Genomic DNA, 15,988 nt, shown 5'->3' with positions numbered 1-15,988 from the left:
CTAGATAATGGCAAGTAACAATTTTGCCTAGCTATCGTGACAGGCTTGTGACGGATTATTCGGCGGCGGCACGCAATTCCGGCCCTCCGTTACGAATGGTCGCCAACAATTCCTCTCGCCTTTTTGCGGCCTTAACCTCGTTTTCACGCAGAACCGGCCCAAAACCCTTTATCTCTAGTGGCAACTTGGCCAAAGCAACAACCGTATCGTGAGTTTGTGGTGTAACCAAGGGCGTTATCTCTTTGAGATCGTGTTCATATTGCCGGATCAAGGCGCGCTCCATCCGTCGCTCGGTGCTGTAGCCGAAGATGTCCAGAGGAGTACCACGCAGGCTCTTCAGTTTGGTCAAGAGCTTTAGCGGACCCAACATCCATTCACCGAAGGCGCGTTTGCGCGGCCTGCCCTCGGCGTCGGTTCCGCCCAGAATTGGTGGCGCAAGGTGCAGGGTCATCTTGAAGTCGCCGTCAAACTCGGCCGCAGCCTGTTCCCGACTGCGCAGCAACAGACGCGCAACTTCGTATTCGTCCTTGTAAGACAACAGCTTATGATACCCACTTGCGACGGCCTCTTTGACGGATTCATCCTCGAAGCTATCGACAAGCTTACGGTAACGCTTTGCCAGACGGGCGCTTTGGTAGTCGGTTAGATGCTGCGCACGGAAATCAATCAGCTGTTCTAAAGTTTTTGGCAGCTCGGTCACCTGAGGGCTCAAAATCGCGGCGACGTCCTGCGGATGCAGAACGGCCCAACGGCCGATATCGAAGGCGCGTTTGTTGCGCTCAACCGCGGTCCCGTTCAACTCGATCGCCTGTAACATCGCTTCATGGCTGATCGGTAGCAGACCACGTTGCCAGGCCGCTCCCAAGACCATCATGTTCGAATAGATCGAGTCGCCCATAACCGCGCGCGCCAGATCAGTGGCGTCAAATAACGACAGGCCCTCTTTCAACCGTGCCTGCAGCGCAAGCTCTAGTCGATCGCCGGGGATCTGAAAGTTTGTGTCGCGGGTAAAGTCGCCCGTCACGGTTTCATGGCTGTTAACCACGGCACCGGTTTGACCCGTGCGGGTCAGACCCAGGGTTTTGGCCCCAGCGGACACAACAAGGTCGCCCCCGATCAGCGCATGCGCCTCGCCTGTGGCCACGCGAATGGCGCTGATATCCTCGGGTCGGTTGGCCAAACGGCAGTGGATGTGTACCGCGCCACCCTTTTGGGCCAGACCCGCCATCTCCATCATACCGGCGCCTTTGCCGTCGATCTGAGCCGCTTGCGCCATCACGGCGCCTAGAGTGACCACGCCTGTCCCGCCAATGCCGGTAATGACCACGTTATGCGTACCATTGATCGTCGGCAGAACGGGCATCGGCAAGTCCGGCAAATCGATCTCGGTCGTGGCTTCTTTGCGGATCTTGGCCCCCTCCAACGTCACGAAAGACGGGCAAAACCCTTTCAGACAAGAGAAATCCTTGTTGCAGCTGGACTGGTCGATAGCGCGCTTGCGCCCCAACTCGGTCTCTTTCGGAACGATCGAGACACAGTTCGACTGAACACCGCAATCGCCGCATCCTTCGCAAATGTCCGAGTTGATGAACACGCGCTTGTCCGGGTCGGGGAAAGTGCCCCGTTTGCGACGACGACGCTTTTCTGCAGCACAGGTCTGAACGTAGACGATGACCGAAACACCTTCGATCTCGCGGAATTTCTTCTGCACGTTCATCAGTTCGGCACGTTCAAAGGTTTCCACGCCCGACGGCATCGCCTTGAAGTTCACATCTTCTTTTTCGTCGTAGACCACCGCCACGTGCTGCACGCCCATGGCCTTGACCTCGGCAACGATCCGCTCTGCGCTCAGGTCGCCTTCGTTGTCCTGTCCGCCCGTCATGGCGACGGCATCATTGAACAGGATTTTGAAGGTGATGTTGGTGCCTGCCGACAGCGCCGCCCGGATCGATTGAACGCCCGAGTGGTTGTATGTCCCGTCGCCCAGATTCTGAAACACGTGATCGGTCGTCGAGAACGGCGCTTCGCCGATCCAGTTCGCACCCTCTCCGCCCATCTGGGTGAACCCGGTGGTTTCCCGATCCATCCACTGCACCATGTAATGACAGCCGATCCCCGCATAGGCCCGGCTGCCGTCGGGCAGTTTGGTCGAACTGTTGTGCGGGCAGCCTGAACAGAAATACGGCAAACGCGTTGCAATTTCTTCCGCGTTATCCGCCCGGCGCGCCTCGGAAAGCTTGGCCATCCCGGCGCGCACCCCGTCCGTATCGCGCCCTTCCTCGATCAGGATATCGCCCAGCTTCTCGGCGATCATGATCGGATCCAGTGCGCCGCGTGTCGGGAACAGCTCTTCACGATGCAAGGTCCCGGCCCCACCCTTGTACCAGCCGTAGACGCGACGCCCGCGGCGGTCGTCAAAGATGGCCTCTTTGACCTGAACCTCGATCAGCTTTCGTTTTTCTTCAACGATTACAATCAGGTCCAAGCCCTCGGCCCAGTCATGGAAGCCTGCCATATCCAGCGGGAATGTCTGACCAATCTTGTAAGTCGTAATGCCCAGGCGCTCGGCCTCGGCCTCATCGATATTCAGCAGTGACATGGCGTGCGTCAGGTCCAGCCAGTTCTTGCCGGCCGCTACAAACCCGATTTTCGCACCCGGCTTGCCCCAGACACGCTTGTCCATCTTGTTGGCACGCGAGAACGTCTCGGCCGCGAACCGCTTATAGTCGATGACCCGTGCTTCCTGCAGGTGCGGTGTATCACCCAACCGAATGTTCAAACCGCCTTCAGGCATGTCGAATTCGGGAACCACAACATTCATGCGATCCGGGCTGCCATCCACCACCGAAGTAACCTCGATCGTGTCTTTCATCGTCTTCAGGCCGACCCAGACGCCCGCAAACCGGCTGAGTGCGAACCCGTAGATGCCATAGTCCAAGATTTCCTGCACACCAGCGGGGCTAACCACGGGCATATACATGTCGACCAAAGACCACTCGGACTGATGCAAAACGGTCGAGCTTTCGCCGGTATGGTCATCGCCCATTGCCATCAGAACGCCGCCATGTTTGGCGGTCCCAGCCATGTTCGCGTGGCGCATCACGTCGCCGGAACGGTCCACGCCCGGCCCCTTGCCGTACCAAAGTCCAAAGACTCCGTCGAACTTGCCGTCGCCGCGCAGGCCGGCCTGCTGACTGCCCCACAATGCCGTGGCCGCCAGATCTTCGTTCAGCCCGAACTGAAAGGTCACATCGCTTTCAGCCAGATGTTTCTGGGCTCGCATCATCTGTTGATCTACAGCCCCAAGGGGCGAGCCGCGGTATCCGGTCACAAGACCCGCAGTATTCAGACCTGCCTCATTGTCCCGTGCCTTCTGCATCAGCATAAGACGCACCAGCGCCTGTGTGCCGTTCAAAAGAACAGGGTTTTTCTCAAGATCGAACCGGTCGTTTAGCGATATTTGTGGCTGACTCATCGGACGCCTCCCCTCGTCAGATCAGTGTGCTTCATTCATACGCATTTTAGGTCAAAAAAGCTGACCTGTATAGGACCTACCAGTCTGTTATTGTAACGTTTCAACAGTTTGAATGTAGAACTTGTTACCTATTTCATATAGGGCTTCGGAAGGATAACGAAAGTTGCGGCGATGGATTGGGACAAGTTAAGGATATTTCACGCGGTTGCGGATGCGGGCAGCCTGACTCATGCGGGGGACAAGCTGAATCTGTCCCAATCCGCGGTCAGCCGGCAGATCCGCGCGCTTGAAGAGTCGCTTGATTCGACGCTTTTTCATCGCCACGCCCGGGGGCTGATTCTAACCGAACAGGGTGAGTTGTTGTTCGACGCAACTTCGGCCATGTCGAAACGTCTGGACGCCGCCGCTGCACGCATTCGCGACAGCGAAGAAGAAGTGTTCGGAGTTCTGCGCGTCACCACCACGTTTGGCTTCGGTACACTATGGCTGGCGCCACGTCTCCCGAAACTATACGAGCAATACCCCGACCTGAACATCGACCTGATGCTGGAGGAGCGTGTTCTCGACCTGCCGATGCGCGAGGCTGATGTAGCCATTCGCATGAAAGAGCCCAGCCAGGCCGATCTGGTGCGAAAACGCCTGATGACCGTGCAGATGCAGCTTTATGCTACGCCGGAATACCTGGAAGAACGCGGCAGCCCGGAAAGTCCCGAAGACATCTCGAAACACAGGTTGATCTGCCAGACACCCTCGGCCCCGCAGGTTGGCGCAAGCGCGATGATGGTCCGACACCTGATGACCTACAATCCGACCTCGCTGTTGACGGTGAACAACTATTTTGGCGTTTTACAGGGTGTTTTGCACAACCTCGGCATCGGTGTGTTGCCGGATTACGTGACCCATGACTTTCCGCATCTGCAGTCGATCCTGTCGGATATCGAAACCGCCGATGTCCCGGTTTATCTCGCCTACCCCGAGGAACTGCGCCATTCCAAACGCGTCGCGGCGTTCCGCGACTTTGTTCAGGATGAGATCATTGCGCAGCGCAAGCAGTTGAAGCAGATGGGAAAACTGTAGCTATGCGCCAGTAGCATAGCGGCAATGATCTGCGATCAGTCTATAAAACCTTGATAGTACACAAACCGCCCCCTAAATGAGCAATCGAAGGCGGTGATGCTGTAACGCTCATCATCTTCACCTCCCTGTTGGACTACGGCCGAGCTTAGTGCTCGGCCTTTTTTTTGCCCGCAACACTAATTTCATATCTGAATGGGTGAAACATCTGGGAAAATCCTGCACTTAAGCCTATGATCACGAAAAAATCATCAAGACTTATGGTCGAGGACAGATTCGATGTTTCACCTCACTCGCCTGTTAATGGCGTTCTTCTCCATTGCGCTATTATCTGGGCCAGCACTTGCCCAGGTCACTAGTACCCCTAGTGCACCGACTACCGTCACAATTCCCGAGGATCTGACGCCCGAACAAGTCGATGACATGGTCGCACGTATGTCCGACGACCAGGTCCGCGCGATCTTGCTGGAGCGTCTGGACGCGGTCGCGGAAAAAAACGCCGCCGAAGCGGAAGAACGCGAAGACCCAATCACGGAAATCAATGAGATCTGGGCCGAAATGGTGGCGTCGTGGACTCAGGTTATCGTCACGGTCCCGAACATCTTCAGCGCGCAAGCCGACGCTTTCAAAAACTTTTCGGCAACCTTTGGTACAACCGGCGCGTTTACCCTGTTGGGCCTAATCCTCAGCGTACTTGTCGTCGGCTTCCTCGCGGAAAAGCTGTTCGAATTCCTTACTCGGCGGTGGCACGAACATGCTGAAGTCGGAGATGAAAATGACCTTTGGGGCGCCGTCAGGTACCTGTTTCGCCGTTTTTGCCGCGAGATCGCAGGATTGGTCGTGTTCTATGTCGTCATCCGCGCGGTCGGGCGTGGGCTTCTGACTCCGGAACAAATCACCTACGCGGCACCCTTCGTTTTCTACCTGATCTGGATTCCGCGCTTGGGCGCAGCGGCCTCGCGGTTCGTACTTGCACCCAGCAAACCTCACTACCGGCTGGTGAACATCGATGATCACTGGGCGAAATACCTTCACCGCAACCTGATCGGCCTGCTTATTTTGGTCGGTTTCACGCTGTTCCTGCTTCATTTCAACAGGCTGAACGGCATTACCAGCGGCGAAACACGCATTGGTTTCTGGCTGAACGCAGCGATCCATATCTATATCGGCGTCATCGCCTGGACCGCGCGCGAAGGTCTGTCTCAGATGATGTTGGGTACCGACCCTGATCACTCCAAATTTGATGAGGAAGTCGCCCACTACTACCCCTACTTCGCAATCGGCGTGTCGGCGGTAATCTGGCTGCTTGTCGAGTTTATCGTAGCGCAACGCAATCCTTCGTCCTTGGCGCTGCTGGTCAAGGGGGCGCATTTCACCACCATGGCTTGGCTGCTGATCGCACCTGCCTTGGATACACTGATACGTGGACTGGTTCGCCATCTGCAACCGCCGATGCTGGGCGGAGGGCCGGTGGCTGAGCAAGCATACAAGTCTACCAAACGCAGCTATATTCGCATCGGTCGGGTGTTGGCCGGTATTCTTGTCATCCTGATGATCGCCCGGGCTTGGGATCTCGACCTCAGTGAAATCGCGGGCGGTGGAGATGAGTCTGGCAGCAAGCTAATACAGTTCTTCATCATCATTGCTGTTGGCTACATCCTGAACGAAGTCGTTTCGCTGTGGATCAACCGGCGGCTGGCCAAGGAACAAACTGCGGCTGAAGAAAGCCCCGATCAGGAAGCAGGCGAAGGCGGCGGTTCTGGCGGATCACGTCTGGCGACGGTTCTGCCCCTGCTGCGCGTGACCGCTCAGGTCGCGATTGCGGTTATCTTTGTCCTGCTCGCGCTTGGCGCGCTGGGTCTGGATATCACGCCGCTTCTGGCTGGTGCCGGTATTCTTGGCCTGGCCATCGGCTTTGGTGCGCAAAAGCTGGTTTCGGACATTGTCGGCGGGATCTTCTTCCTAATCGACGATGCGTTCCGGGTTGGTGAATATGTCGATATCGGCGGCACCATGGGAACGGTAGAAAAGATCTCGATCCGCTCCATGCAACTGCGCCACCACCGCGGCCTGGTTCATACCATCCCATATGGTGAGATTCAGAAGATCACCAACTTCAGCCGCGACTGGGTCATCATGAAGCTGAAATTCACCGTGCCCTTCGATACAGACCCGAACAAGGTGAAGAAAATCTTCAAGAAGATCGGTGCCGAGATGATGGAGGACGAAGTTCACAAGGACGGCTTCTTGCAGCCCTTCAAATCTCAGGGCGTGTTCGACTTTGACGATGTCGGCATGATCATCCGCGGCAAGTTCATGGCCAAACCGGGCAAGCAGTTCACCCTGCGCAAAGAGATCTTCAACCGGGTTAAGGCTGCCTTTAAGGAAAACGGCATCGACTTTGCCCGTCGCGAAGTTCGTGTCGCTATCCCGGGACTGGACGAAGCTGAAAACCTGACCGAAGAACAAAAAGCAGCAGTTGGCGCTGCGGCTGCGGATGCGTCCAGAAAGGCGCAGAACCCAGCTTAACGACATCGGATCATCCGCTGATGACATCCGCAAGGTCCAAACAACAGACGGAACCGGCCCAATCGCCGGTTCCGTTTTTTACTTTCACAATTGGCCTGCGCTGACTTGACCCTTTCCACAAGCGGCACCTTGCCCTAAAAGGCCCGCAATCCCGGCCAACTTGGACAAGGACACACGATGCAAGAGCCCGCCATCACCCCGGATCTGATTGCCGCACACGGGCTGAAGCCCGACGAATACGATATGATCCTGGAGATCATCGGGCGCGAGCCGACTTTTACCGAACTCGGCATCTTTTCGGCCATGTGGAACGAGCACTGTTCCTACAAATCGTCCAAGAAATGGCTGCGCACCCTGCCCACCTCTGGGCCCCAGGTAATCTGCGGACCGGGCGAAAATGCAGGCGTGGTGGATATCGGCGACGGTCAGGCGGTGGTGTTCAAGATGGAAAGCCATAACCACCCCTCGTATATCGAACCCTATCAGGGTGCGGCCACAGGTGTTGGCGGCATTCTGCGCGACGTCTTCACCATGGGCGCGCGTCCCATCGCGTCGATGAACGCGCTGTCATTTGGCGAGCCCGGCCACCACAAGACCCGCCAGCTGGTCAACGGTGTGGTCGAAGGGATTGGCGGCTACGGCAACTGCTTTGGTGTCCCTTGCGTGGGTGGCGAAGTTCGGTTCCATCCTGCCTACAACGGCAACTGTCTAGTGAACGCCTTTGCCGCAGGTCTGGCCGACAGCGACAAGATTTTCTATTCGGCGGCCTCTGGCGTCGGCATGCCTGTTGTGTATCTGGGTGCAAAAACCGGACGTGACGGCGTTGGCGGCGCAACCATGGCCTCGGCCGAGTTCGATGACACAATCGAAGAAAAGCGCCCCACTGTTCAGGTCGGCGACCCGTTCACCGAGAAGCGCCTGATGGAGGCGACGCTGGAGTTGATGCAGACCGGTGCCGTGATTTCGATCCAGGATATGGGTGCAGCGGGCCTGACCTGCTCTGCCGTTGAGATGGGCGACAAGGGCGGTCTGGGTGTGCGTCTGGATCTGGAAAACGTTCCCCAGCGCGAAGAAGATATGACAGCCTATGAAATGATGCTGTCTGAATCGCAAGAACGCATGCTGATGGTATTGAAACCCGAGCTTGAAGCCGAAGCCCGCGCTGTGTTCGAAAAATGGGACCTGGATTTCGCCATCGTCGGCGAAACCATCGCGGAAGACCGCTTCCTGATCCTTCACAACGGCGAAGTCAAAGCCGATCTGGTCCTGTCCAAGCTGTCCTCGACTGCGCCAGAATACGACCGCCCGTGGGAGCCGACGCCGGAAGCCGAAGAGCTGGCCGAAGTCCCGCAAATTGACCCGATCGACGGCCTGCGCGCCCTGCTCGCTTCGCCAAACTACGCAGGCAAGCAGTGGGTGTACGAACAGTACGACACCATGGTCATGGCCGACACCGCCCGCACGCCGGGTCTGGGCGCAGGCATGGTCCGCGTGCACGGCACTGACAAGGCGCTTGCCTTCACCAGCGACGTAACCCCGCGCTATGTACGGGCAAACCCCGTTGAGGGCGGCAAGCAAGCTGTGGCCGAGGCCTACCGCAACCTGACCGCCGTTGGGGCCAACCCCTTGGCGACCACCGACAACCTGAACTTCGGAAACCCCGAAAAGCCCGAGATCATGGGCCAGTTCGTCGGCGCGATCCAAGGCATCGGCGAAGCAGTAGCCGCGCTGGATATGCCAATCGTGTCGGGCAACGTCTCGTTGTATAACGAAACCGATGGTCAGGCGATCCTGCCGACCCCGACCATTGGCGCAGTAGGCTTGCTGAACCACACGGACGAGATCATCGGCAACGAGGTTCGCGAGGGCCATGTTGCGCTGGTGATCGGCGAAACCAATGGCCATCTTGGCCAATCCGCCCTGCTGGCCGAAGTGTTCAACCGCGAAGACGGCGACGCGCCGCATGTCGATCTGGATTCTGAAAAACGCAACGGCGAGTTCATCCGGGCCAACCGCGAGATGATCAAGGCCTGCACGGATCTGGGTGACGGTGGTCTGGCGCTGGCAGCCTTTGAGTTGGCGGAATCCGCAGGCGTCGGCGTTCACCTCGATGAAGCCTCGACTGAGTTCCTGTTCGGCGAAGATCAGGCCCGTTATCTGGTTGCGTGCAACTTTGATCAGGCCGAGGCACTGATGATCGCTGCTGGCCAGGCAGGTGTCCCTCTGGTGTCCGTAGGCCGGTTCACTGGCGACAACATTCGGGTTGGCAGCTCTGAGGCCGCGTTAGAGGATTTGGCTACCACGTTCCGCACCAGCTTTGCTGAGGCTGTCGCCTAACACCAAAGCAATCTTTGCAACATGAAACCTGCGCCCGTCCCGGCGCAGGTTTTGTTGTTTCAGGGCCTCTATCCTCCCCTTGCACGCCCCGTCTGGGCGCTCTACATCTTGAGAAAGACCTTCAGGAGAAACCTACATGCCGATGAGCGCCCACGAAATCGAAGCCCTACTGCGCGAAACCTTTCCGGATGCGGAAATTCAGGTTGGCGGCAGTGATGGCGTGCATATGTCCGCAATGGTCGTGGACGAGAGCTTTCGCGGGAAAAACCGGGTGCAGCAGCAGCGTGCAGTCTATTCGGCCCTGAAGGGCAAGATGGACGGCGCGGACGGAGAGTTACACGCTCTGGCGCTGACGACGAAAGTGCCTGAGTGAGCACGGCTTTTTGGGCATATTCTATTTGGGGCGCCGTGTTTGTCGGCATCGTGGGTATTTACGTCGTCGCCATTGTCAGGCGTAGCCGCTCCGCACGAAAACCCATCACGCGTGGACGCAAAGGGGCGACCCCCAGTCAGAATGCCAGCGTGGTCGCCTCAACGATGGACGGAGGCAGGGGGGGCGCGGTGAGTGCGATAGTTGTTCCGCGTGATCCGCAGCAATACGCAAAGACAATGGCTCCCAAAAAATGAACGGCTGGCTCTTCTGGATAGGCATCATTGCAGCATTGATAGTTGCCGCGGCGCTTTTCGAAGCCTATGTGAAGCGCAACAGAAAGCGTAAGCTGGCCGACATGCGCCCGGACCCGGACAAGATCAGCAAGGTCGGCGGCATTGAAAGATACGGGCTGGATCCGCTGGCCCTGGCACAAGCCGAGCATCGGCGACTAGAGGAAGAAGGATGGGTCCCGGACCCGTCACAGGATGAAACGACCGCCCCCGACGCGGGTGAAAAGGACAAGCAAGATGACCGACGTTAAGACTCAGATCGACGAAACCGTCAAAGCCAACGATGTGGTGCTCTACATGAAAGGCACCAAAGAGATGCCCCAATGTGGTTTCTCGTCCCGCGTGGCCGGCGTGCTGAACTACATGGGCGTTGAATATGCCGATGTGAATGTTCTGGCCAACGAAGAAGTTCGTCAGGGCATCAAGGATTATTCTGACTGGCCGACCGTGCCACAGCTGTATGTCAAAGGTGAATTCGTCGGCGGTTGCGACATCATCACCGAGATGACCCTGTCAGGCGAATTGGACACGCTGTTTGACGAAAACGGTGTTGAATTCAACAAAGAAGCGGCTGACAAAATTCGCGAAGCAAACGCCTGATCAGCGACTGCTGCAATTCTCCAGAACAACCTGCTCACTGGTGGCCCCACTGGCCGCCAGAAAGCTGACGGTTGCATCCCACCCTTTTGACCGAAGGATATAAGACCCGGTCTCGCCTTCGGATTCATAGCGAATACCTGATCCGCTGGGCACCTGCTGCAGGGCAACCAATTGGTTGTCTACCATCATCGCCGCCGCGCCAGAGCCGTCGGACGCATTGAAATATGCAACCTGCAACTCAACGCCATTCTGGCAGGTGAAGGTAACCGGCAGGATATCCATGTCTGCCCAGGCCAAGCCCCCCGGTAGACCGATTAAACCGGCCAACGCTACCGTTTTAAACGCATTCATTTCGCCGTATTCTCCTCAACCACCGAGGCCAAGGCCTCGGCGCGTGCGGCCAGTTCGGCCAGTGTGTCCGTGACCGAAGGCGGGACGACCGCCACTTCAATCCTTTCAGGCTCGGGCTCGGGCCGGTTGCGCAGGCTTTGCAATTCGGATTCAACCTCGGCCAGCTTTGCCTCTGCCCGTTTGAGCTTGTCATCTGTAGCGGCGGTCTTGTCGGCCAGCATCAGCCCGGCCATCAACAGCATGCGTGCTTCGGGCATCCGACCAATCTGATCAGACAAAACCTGCGCTTCGTCATCCAGCATTTTCGCCGCAGACTGCAGAAATGGCTCTTCACCGTCCTGACACGAAACATCAAAACCGCGGCCACCGATATGAATGGTCAATTCGGGCATTACTCTACCTCTCCCTCAGCCAGCTTTGCCTGCGACAGCAACGGTTCCAGCCGGGCCAGTACAGCCTGAGCTTCGGCAGCGTCCGTCGCCTGTGCAGCCTTCGTCGCCTCAAGCTCGGCCACGGTCGCGCGGTTCAACAGCTCGGCATCGGCCAGACCGTCCTTGCTGGCCGCCCGCAACTCATCAACCGAATTGCGCAATTGCTCATTCGCCTTGCGCATACGTTGAAGATCATCATCCAAACGCGACATGGCCGCGCCGTGGCTGGCACGTTCCGCTCGCAGCATCTCAAGCTCTGCGCTTAACTCCGCAACACGCTCGCTGTCGGCCAATTCGGACCGTAGTTTTTTATTCTCATCTTCAAGCGACTGCGTTTTGCTCACAACCGCTTTAAGTTCATCGTTTTCTGTCTTGAGAACAACCAGTTCGTCCTGGTTTTCCAATGCAGCTTTGGCCTCTGCCAACTCAGCCCTGGCCGCTTCGACCGCCGCTAATTTGGCAGTGGCCTCTGACAGTTGCTGACGCAACGCGCTGTTTTCAGGATCTTCGGCTGGCGTTGCTTTCAGCGCATCCATGTCGGCGCGCATCGCGTCGACTTCATTCTCGTGCCGTTCCTTGAGGGATTTCAGCCGCTCTTCCAGCTGCGCATTGGCGACGCGCTCGTCTTCCAATGCCGTGTGCAAAGCGCTGTCATCACCGCCACTTGCAGGCGTCGCGTCACGCAGGGCGTCGACCCCGGTTCCAATCCTCTCCATCGCGGCAACGATACGGCGCTGTAATTCTTCGATCTGGCTCATGCCCCTGCCACCTCTTTACCAAGGTTCACTTTTTCGCGGCCCATCCGAATCAATACAGGCCGGGTATTGGCCTAGTCTAACCGAATGAAACGGAAAATACCCACTGTTTGCTTTCAATCACTTGGACAGCATTCTTGAACCACGAACGCAACGCAAGCCCCAGTTCCACTTGCACTTTGGGGGGTGGATGGTATTGAGCGCCCCATCTGCCTGTAATCCAAAGGAACAACGCCCGTGGACCTGACTGCGCTGCGCAATGCCAATCCTGAACACTGGAACAAGGCTGCGGCCATCCGCACCCTGACCCTTGACGCCGTCGCCGCCGCCAATTCCGGCCATTCCGGTATGCCGATGGGCATGGCCGATGTTGCGACCGTGCTGTTTGAAAAGCACCTGAAATTCGACGCCTCGGCCCCGAACTGGCCTGATCGCGACCGGTTCATCCTGTCAGCTGGTCACGGTTCGATGTTGGTCTATTCTCTGTTGTATCTCACTGGTCATGCGGACGTGACACTGGATGAGATCAAGAACTTCCGCCAGCTGGGTGCAAAAACTGCGGGTCACCCGGAAAACTTCTTGGTGAACGGTATCGAAACCACCACCGGACCACTGGGTCAGGGCATTTCCAACGCAGTTGGTTTCGCCATGGCCGAAGAAATCCAGCGTGCGCATTACGGCAAAAAGGTCGTCGATCACTATACTTATGTGATCGCGGGCGACGGTTGCCTGATGGAAGGCGTCAGCCAAGAGGCCATCACACTGGCTGGCCGTCATGAGCTGAGCAAGCTGATCGTTTTCTGGGACAACAACAACATCACGATCGACGGCACCGTGGATATTGCCGATCGCACCGATCAAGTGCGCCGTTTCAAGGCTTCGGGCTGGAACGTGATTGAAATCGATGGCCATGATCCGATCGCGATTGATGCGGCCATTGTGCAAGCCAAATCATCGAACAAACCATCCATGATCGCCTGCGAAAGCCATATCGCGCTGGGTCACGCCGCACAGGATACCTCCAAAGGTCACGGCGCATTGACCGATCAGGATCAGCTGAAAGCTGCCAAGGATGGCTATGGCTGGCCCCATGATGCCTTTGTGGTCCCTGCTGACATCAAGTCGGCTTGGGAGGCCATCGGTGCCCGTGGCGCGACTGAGCGCGCCGAATGGGAAGAGCGTTTCGCGCAGATTTCCGAACGCAAACAGGCCGAGTTCAACCGCGCCTATGCGTTTGATGCACCCAAGAAACTCGCCGGTGCCATCCGTTCGTTCAAAAAGCAGATGTCGGAAGATCAGCCGAAACTCGCCACCCGCGCGTCTTCGGAAAAGGTTCTGAACGTAGTGAACCCGATCATGACCGAGACCGTTGGCGGTTCCGCCGACCTGACCGGGTCAAACAACACCAAATCTGCGGATTTGGGCGTGTTCCTGCCGGAAAACCGCAAGGGTCGCTATATCCACTACGGAATCCGCGAACACGGCATGGCCGCCGCGATGAATGGTATGGCGTTGCACGGCGGTATCCGCCCCTATGGCGGCACGTTCATGGCGTTCACTGACTATGCTCGCCCTTCCATGCGTTTGGCCGCCTTGATGAAGGTGCCGACGGTCTTCGTGATGACCCACGACTCGATTGGTCTCGGCGAAGACGGCCCGACCCACCAGCCGGTTGAGCATCTGGCCATCTCGCGCGCGACGCCGAACACCTATGTGTTCCGTCCCGCCGATGTGGTTGAAACGGCTGAGGCGTGGGAACTGGCGCTGACGTTCAAGGACAGCCCTTCGGTTCTGTCGCTGACCCGTCAGGGCGTGCCGACGGTGCGCAAAGAACACAAGGCCAAGAACCTGACCGCGCAAGGCGCATATGTTCTGGCCGATGCCGAAGGCAAGCGTCAGGCCATTCTGATCGCCACCGGGTCCGAAGTGTCGCTGGCGATGGAAGCCAAAGCGATGCTCGAGGCTGAAAGCATCGGCACCCGCGTCGTCTCCATGCCCTCGATGGAGCTGTTTGCGCAGCAAGATGAGGCCTATCGCAAGCGCGTCCTGCCGGGCGGCCCCGTCCGCGTCGGAATCGAGGCCGCAGTTCGCGCCGGTGGCTGGGATCGCTGGTTGCTGGGTGAACGTGGTCGCGAAGCCAAAGCCGGATTCATCGGCATGTCCAGTTTTGGTGCGTCGGCCCCCGCCGGTGAACTGTACAAGCATTTCGGCATCACCGCAGAGGCGACAGTGGCCAAGGTCAAGGAACTGCTGGGTCATTAAACGCTCGGCTCATCAGCCAGATACAAAAAAAGGGCGGCTTTGGCCGCCCTTTTTATTTGAGCACGGCCTCTGCCTTCAACTTCAATGCATCATAGGCTTTCAAGGCATAATCCAATCGCAACTCGTACCGCCCCTGCACAACAACCTGTTCAGGTGGTTGCAGGCCAATGCAGGACAGCGCTTGACACAGGTGCGTACCTGAAAGTGGAATGTACGATGGCGATTGGCGAGTCAAAGCGTTGTACAATCTCCCGCCAAACCAAAGACTGCGATTTTGCGCCTTGAGAGCCGTATCGACGCGAAAATGCACGAAACCGTAAAGCTCGTCCTGATTGAATGGTATTTCGTCGGCAGCGACACTCAGAGCAGAAAAGGTTGAGGATCTAGCGTTAGAATCGCGAGATCCCACCTTTCGGATGATGGGCCCATCAATCACTGTTTGCAGGCGTTAACGCGTCATTTCATTGGTTCGCATTCTTTTTGAACAACGGCCCGATCACCTTTGTCGCCACCGGGATCAGAACAAACCCCCAGGCCAGACCGAACACACCGTCCATCGTCGCCTTGGAGATCCATTCAACAACACCGGTCCACTGCTCAGACACAGAATGCCCGATGGCATAGGCCCAGTCGTGGATGTGATGTCCCAGCCAGCCAAAGCCCAGAACCTCCATCCCGTGAATGATAATGGAACCGCCGACCCACAGCATTGCGGCGGTGCCGACAATGGACAGGACTTTCATCACCACGGGCATGGCTTTGACCAACCCGCGCCCCAGCCCTCGCCCAATCGGTGTCGGTGCGTTTTGCGCGAGGTACAGCCCGACATCGTCCATCTTCACGATCAGGGCAACTGATCCGTAGACCGCCACGGTGACACCGATCCCCACAACCGCCAAGGTCGCGGCCTGCATCCACAGGTTTGGGGCCTCAATCGCGGCCAGCGCAATCGTCATGATTTCAGCCGAAAGGATAAAATCCGTCTTGATCGCGCCTTTGACCTTTTGCTCTTCCAGGTGGCCGGGGTCGCGAATGGCCATGTCTTCGTCGATAACGTGACTGCCATGAGGGAATAGGACATGAAATATTTTCTCGGCCCCTTCAAAGCATAGATATGAGCCACCGAGCATCAGCAATGGTGTAATCAGCCACGGAGCAAAATTCGCCAGTAGCAAAGCAACCGGCAGCAGCAGGATAATCTTGTTGAATATGGAACCACGCGCGATGCGCCAAATAATGGGCAACTCGCGCGCCGGGGCGAATCCCTGAACGTATTTCGGGGTTACGGCGGCATCGTCGATGATCACACCGGCGGTCTTTGCGCCCGCCTTTCCGGCCGCCGCGACCACATCGTCCACGGACGAGGCCGCAACCTTTGCAATACCTGCAACGTCATCCAACAGGGCCAACAGACCGCTCATGGTGTTTCCTTTCACTTCACCTGCCGCAACCGGAGCCTACCCGATCCGACGGCTAGCGCAAGCGTTAGCGCAACCGGCGCAGGTTTGCGC

At 57.5% G+C, this 15,988-nt stretch carries 12 protein-coding genes; 7 read left to right on the top strand and 5 right to left on the bottom strand.

Features of this window, described 5'->3' with window-relative positions; genetic code table 11:
• Positions 1–55: 55 nt before the first annotated feature.
• A complete protein-coding gene (locus AC2FIS_RS02505) occupies positions 56–3,475 on the bottom strand; it encodes an indolepyruvate ferredoxin oxidoreductase family protein (RefSeq protein WP_496771844.1) in 3,420 nt (1,139 codons plus the stop codon).
• 171 nt (positions 3,476–3,646) lie between these two features.
• On the opposite strand from AC2FIS_RS02505, the gene AC2FIS_RS02500 reads away from it, so the two are divergent.
• From AC2FIS_RS02500 to grxD, 6 genes are all read left to right on the top strand, one after another.
• Positions 3,647–4,552 carry a LysR family transcriptional regulator gene (locus AC2FIS_RS02500; RefSeq protein WP_058271530.1) on the top strand — a complete coding sequence of 302 codons (906 nt, stop codon included), beginning with the start codon at positions 3,647–3,649 and terminating at the stop codon, positions 4,550–4,552.
• Positions 4,553–4,828: 276 nt separating this feature from the next.
• Positions 4,829–7,078 (top strand): mechanosensitive ion channel family protein, encoded by a 2,250-nt coding sequence (locus AC2FIS_RS02495; protein ID WP_496771843.1) that lies wholly within the window; start codon positions 4,829–4,831, stop codon positions 7,076–7,078.
• Positions 7,079–7,255: 177 nt separating this feature from the next.
• Complete coding sequence (purL, locus tag AC2FIS_RS02490; RefSeq protein WP_496771842.1) at positions 7,256–9,415, top strand: phosphoribosylformylglycinamidine synthase subunit PurL; 2,160 nt, start codon at positions 7,256–7,258, stop codon at positions 9,413–9,415.
• 136 nt (positions 9,416–9,551) lie between these two features.
• Positions 9,552–9,788, top strand: a complete 237-nt coding sequence (locus AC2FIS_RS02485) for a BolA/IbaG family iron-sulfur metabolism protein (RefSeq protein ID WP_108858706.1) — start codon at positions 9,552–9,554, stop codon at positions 9,786–9,788.
• Positions 9,789–10,038: 250 nt separating this feature from the next.
• The gene (locus AC2FIS_RS02480) at positions 10,039–10,329 is read left to right on the top strand and encodes a hypothetical protein (protein ID WP_496771841.1); all 291 of its coding nucleotides are present in this window, start codon (positions 10,039–10,041) and stop codon (positions 10,327–10,329) included.
• Positions 10,316–10,678, top strand: coding sequence for a Grx4 family monothiol glutaredoxin (gene grxD / locus AC2FIS_RS02475; protein WP_496771840.1), 363 nt, complete (start codon positions 10,316–10,318; stop codon positions 10,676–10,678). The genes AC2FIS_RS02480 and grxD overlap by 14 nt, the downstream gene beginning before the upstream one ends.
• Here grxD and AC2FIS_RS02470 read toward each other — a convergent pair whose 3' ends face one another.
• From AC2FIS_RS02470 to AC2FIS_RS02460, 3 genes are read right to left on the bottom strand one after another with little or no spacing between them, the layout of a single operon-like run.
• On the bottom strand, positions 10,679–11,029 hold the full coding sequence (locus AC2FIS_RS02470; RefSeq protein ID WP_496771839.1) for an MliC family protein: 351 nt from the start codon (positions 11,027–11,029) through the stop codon (positions 10,679–10,681). It lies immediately after the preceding gene.
• On the bottom strand, positions 11,026–11,421 hold the full coding sequence (locus AC2FIS_RS02465) for a cell division protein ZapA (RefSeq protein ID WP_496771838.1): 396 nt from the start codon (positions 11,419–11,421) through the stop codon (positions 11,026–11,028). Before AC2FIS_RS02465 ends, AC2FIS_RS02470 begins: the two co-directional genes overlap by 4 nt.
• Positions 11,421–12,218 carry a hypothetical protein gene (locus AC2FIS_RS02460; RefSeq protein WP_496771837.1) on the bottom strand — a complete coding sequence of 266 codons (798 nt, stop codon included), beginning with the start codon at positions 12,216–12,218 and terminating at the stop codon, positions 11,421–11,423. The genes AC2FIS_RS02465 and AC2FIS_RS02460 overlap by 1 nt, the downstream gene beginning before the upstream one ends.
• A 234-nt stretch (positions 12,219–12,452) precedes the next feature.
• Between AC2FIS_RS02460 and tkt the strand changes: the two genes are divergently transcribed.
• Positions 12,453–14,477 (top strand): transketolase, encoded by a 2,025-nt coding sequence (gene tkt, locus AC2FIS_RS02455; protein WP_496771836.1) that lies wholly within the window; start codon positions 12,453–12,455, stop codon positions 14,475–14,477.
• A gap of 461 nt (positions 14,478–14,938) precedes the next feature.
• On the opposite strand, the gene AC2FIS_RS02450 is transcribed toward tkt, so the two are convergent.
• On the bottom strand, positions 14,939–15,898 hold the full coding sequence (locus AC2FIS_RS02450; protein WP_496771835.1) for a DUF808 domain-containing protein: 960 nt from the start codon (positions 15,896–15,898) through the stop codon (positions 14,939–14,941).
• Between the last annotated feature and the right edge of the window lie 90 nt (positions 15,899–15,988).

This window comes from Ruegeria sp. CDSB113, assembly GCF_059611045.1.
Note: the sequence above shows the minus strand (reverse complement) of the source record. Positions and strands in the feature narration are given on the sequence as shown.

Coding starts and splice junctions, on each gene's coding strand:
- purL (WP_496771842.1), top strand. CDS start 7,256: ATGCAAGAGCCCGCCATCACCCCGGATCTGATTGCCGCACACGGGCTG.
- AC2FIS_RS02470 (WP_496771839.1), bottom strand. CDS start 11,029: ATGAATGCGTTTAAAACGGTAGCGTTGGCCGGTTTAATCGGTCTACCG.
- AC2FIS_RS02480 (WP_496771841.1), top strand. CDS start 10,039: ATGAACGGCTGGCTCTTCTGGATAGGCATCATTGCAGCATTGATAGTT.
- AC2FIS_RS02505 (WP_496771844.1), bottom strand. CDS start 3,475: ATGAGTCAGCCACAAATATCGCTAAACGACCGGTTCGATCTTGAGAAA.
- AC2FIS_RS02465 (WP_496771838.1), bottom strand. CDS start 11,421: ATGCCCGAATTGACCATTCATATCGGTGGCCGCGGTTTTGATGTTTCG.
- AC2FIS_RS02485 (WP_108858706.1), top strand. CDS start 9,552: ATGCCGATGAGCGCCCACGAAATCGAAGCCCTACTGCGCGAAACCTTT.
- AC2FIS_RS02495 (WP_496771843.1), top strand. CDS start 4,829: ATGTTTCACCTCACTCGCCTGTTAATGGCGTTCTTCTCCATTGCGCTA.
- grxD (WP_496771840.1), top strand. CDS start 10,316: ATGACCGACGTTAAGACTCAGATCGACGAAACCGTCAAAGCCAACGAT.
- AC2FIS_RS02460 (WP_496771837.1), bottom strand. CDS start 12,218: ATGAGCCAGATCGAAGAATTACAGCGCCGTATCGTTGCCGCGATGGAG.
- AC2FIS_RS02450 (WP_496771835.1), bottom strand. CDS start 15,898: ATGAGCGGTCTGTTGGCCCTGTTGGATGACGTTGCAGGTATTGCAAAG.
- AC2FIS_RS02500 (WP_058271530.1), top strand. CDS start 3,647: ATGGATTGGGACAAGTTAAGGATATTTCACGCGGTTGCGGATGCGGGC.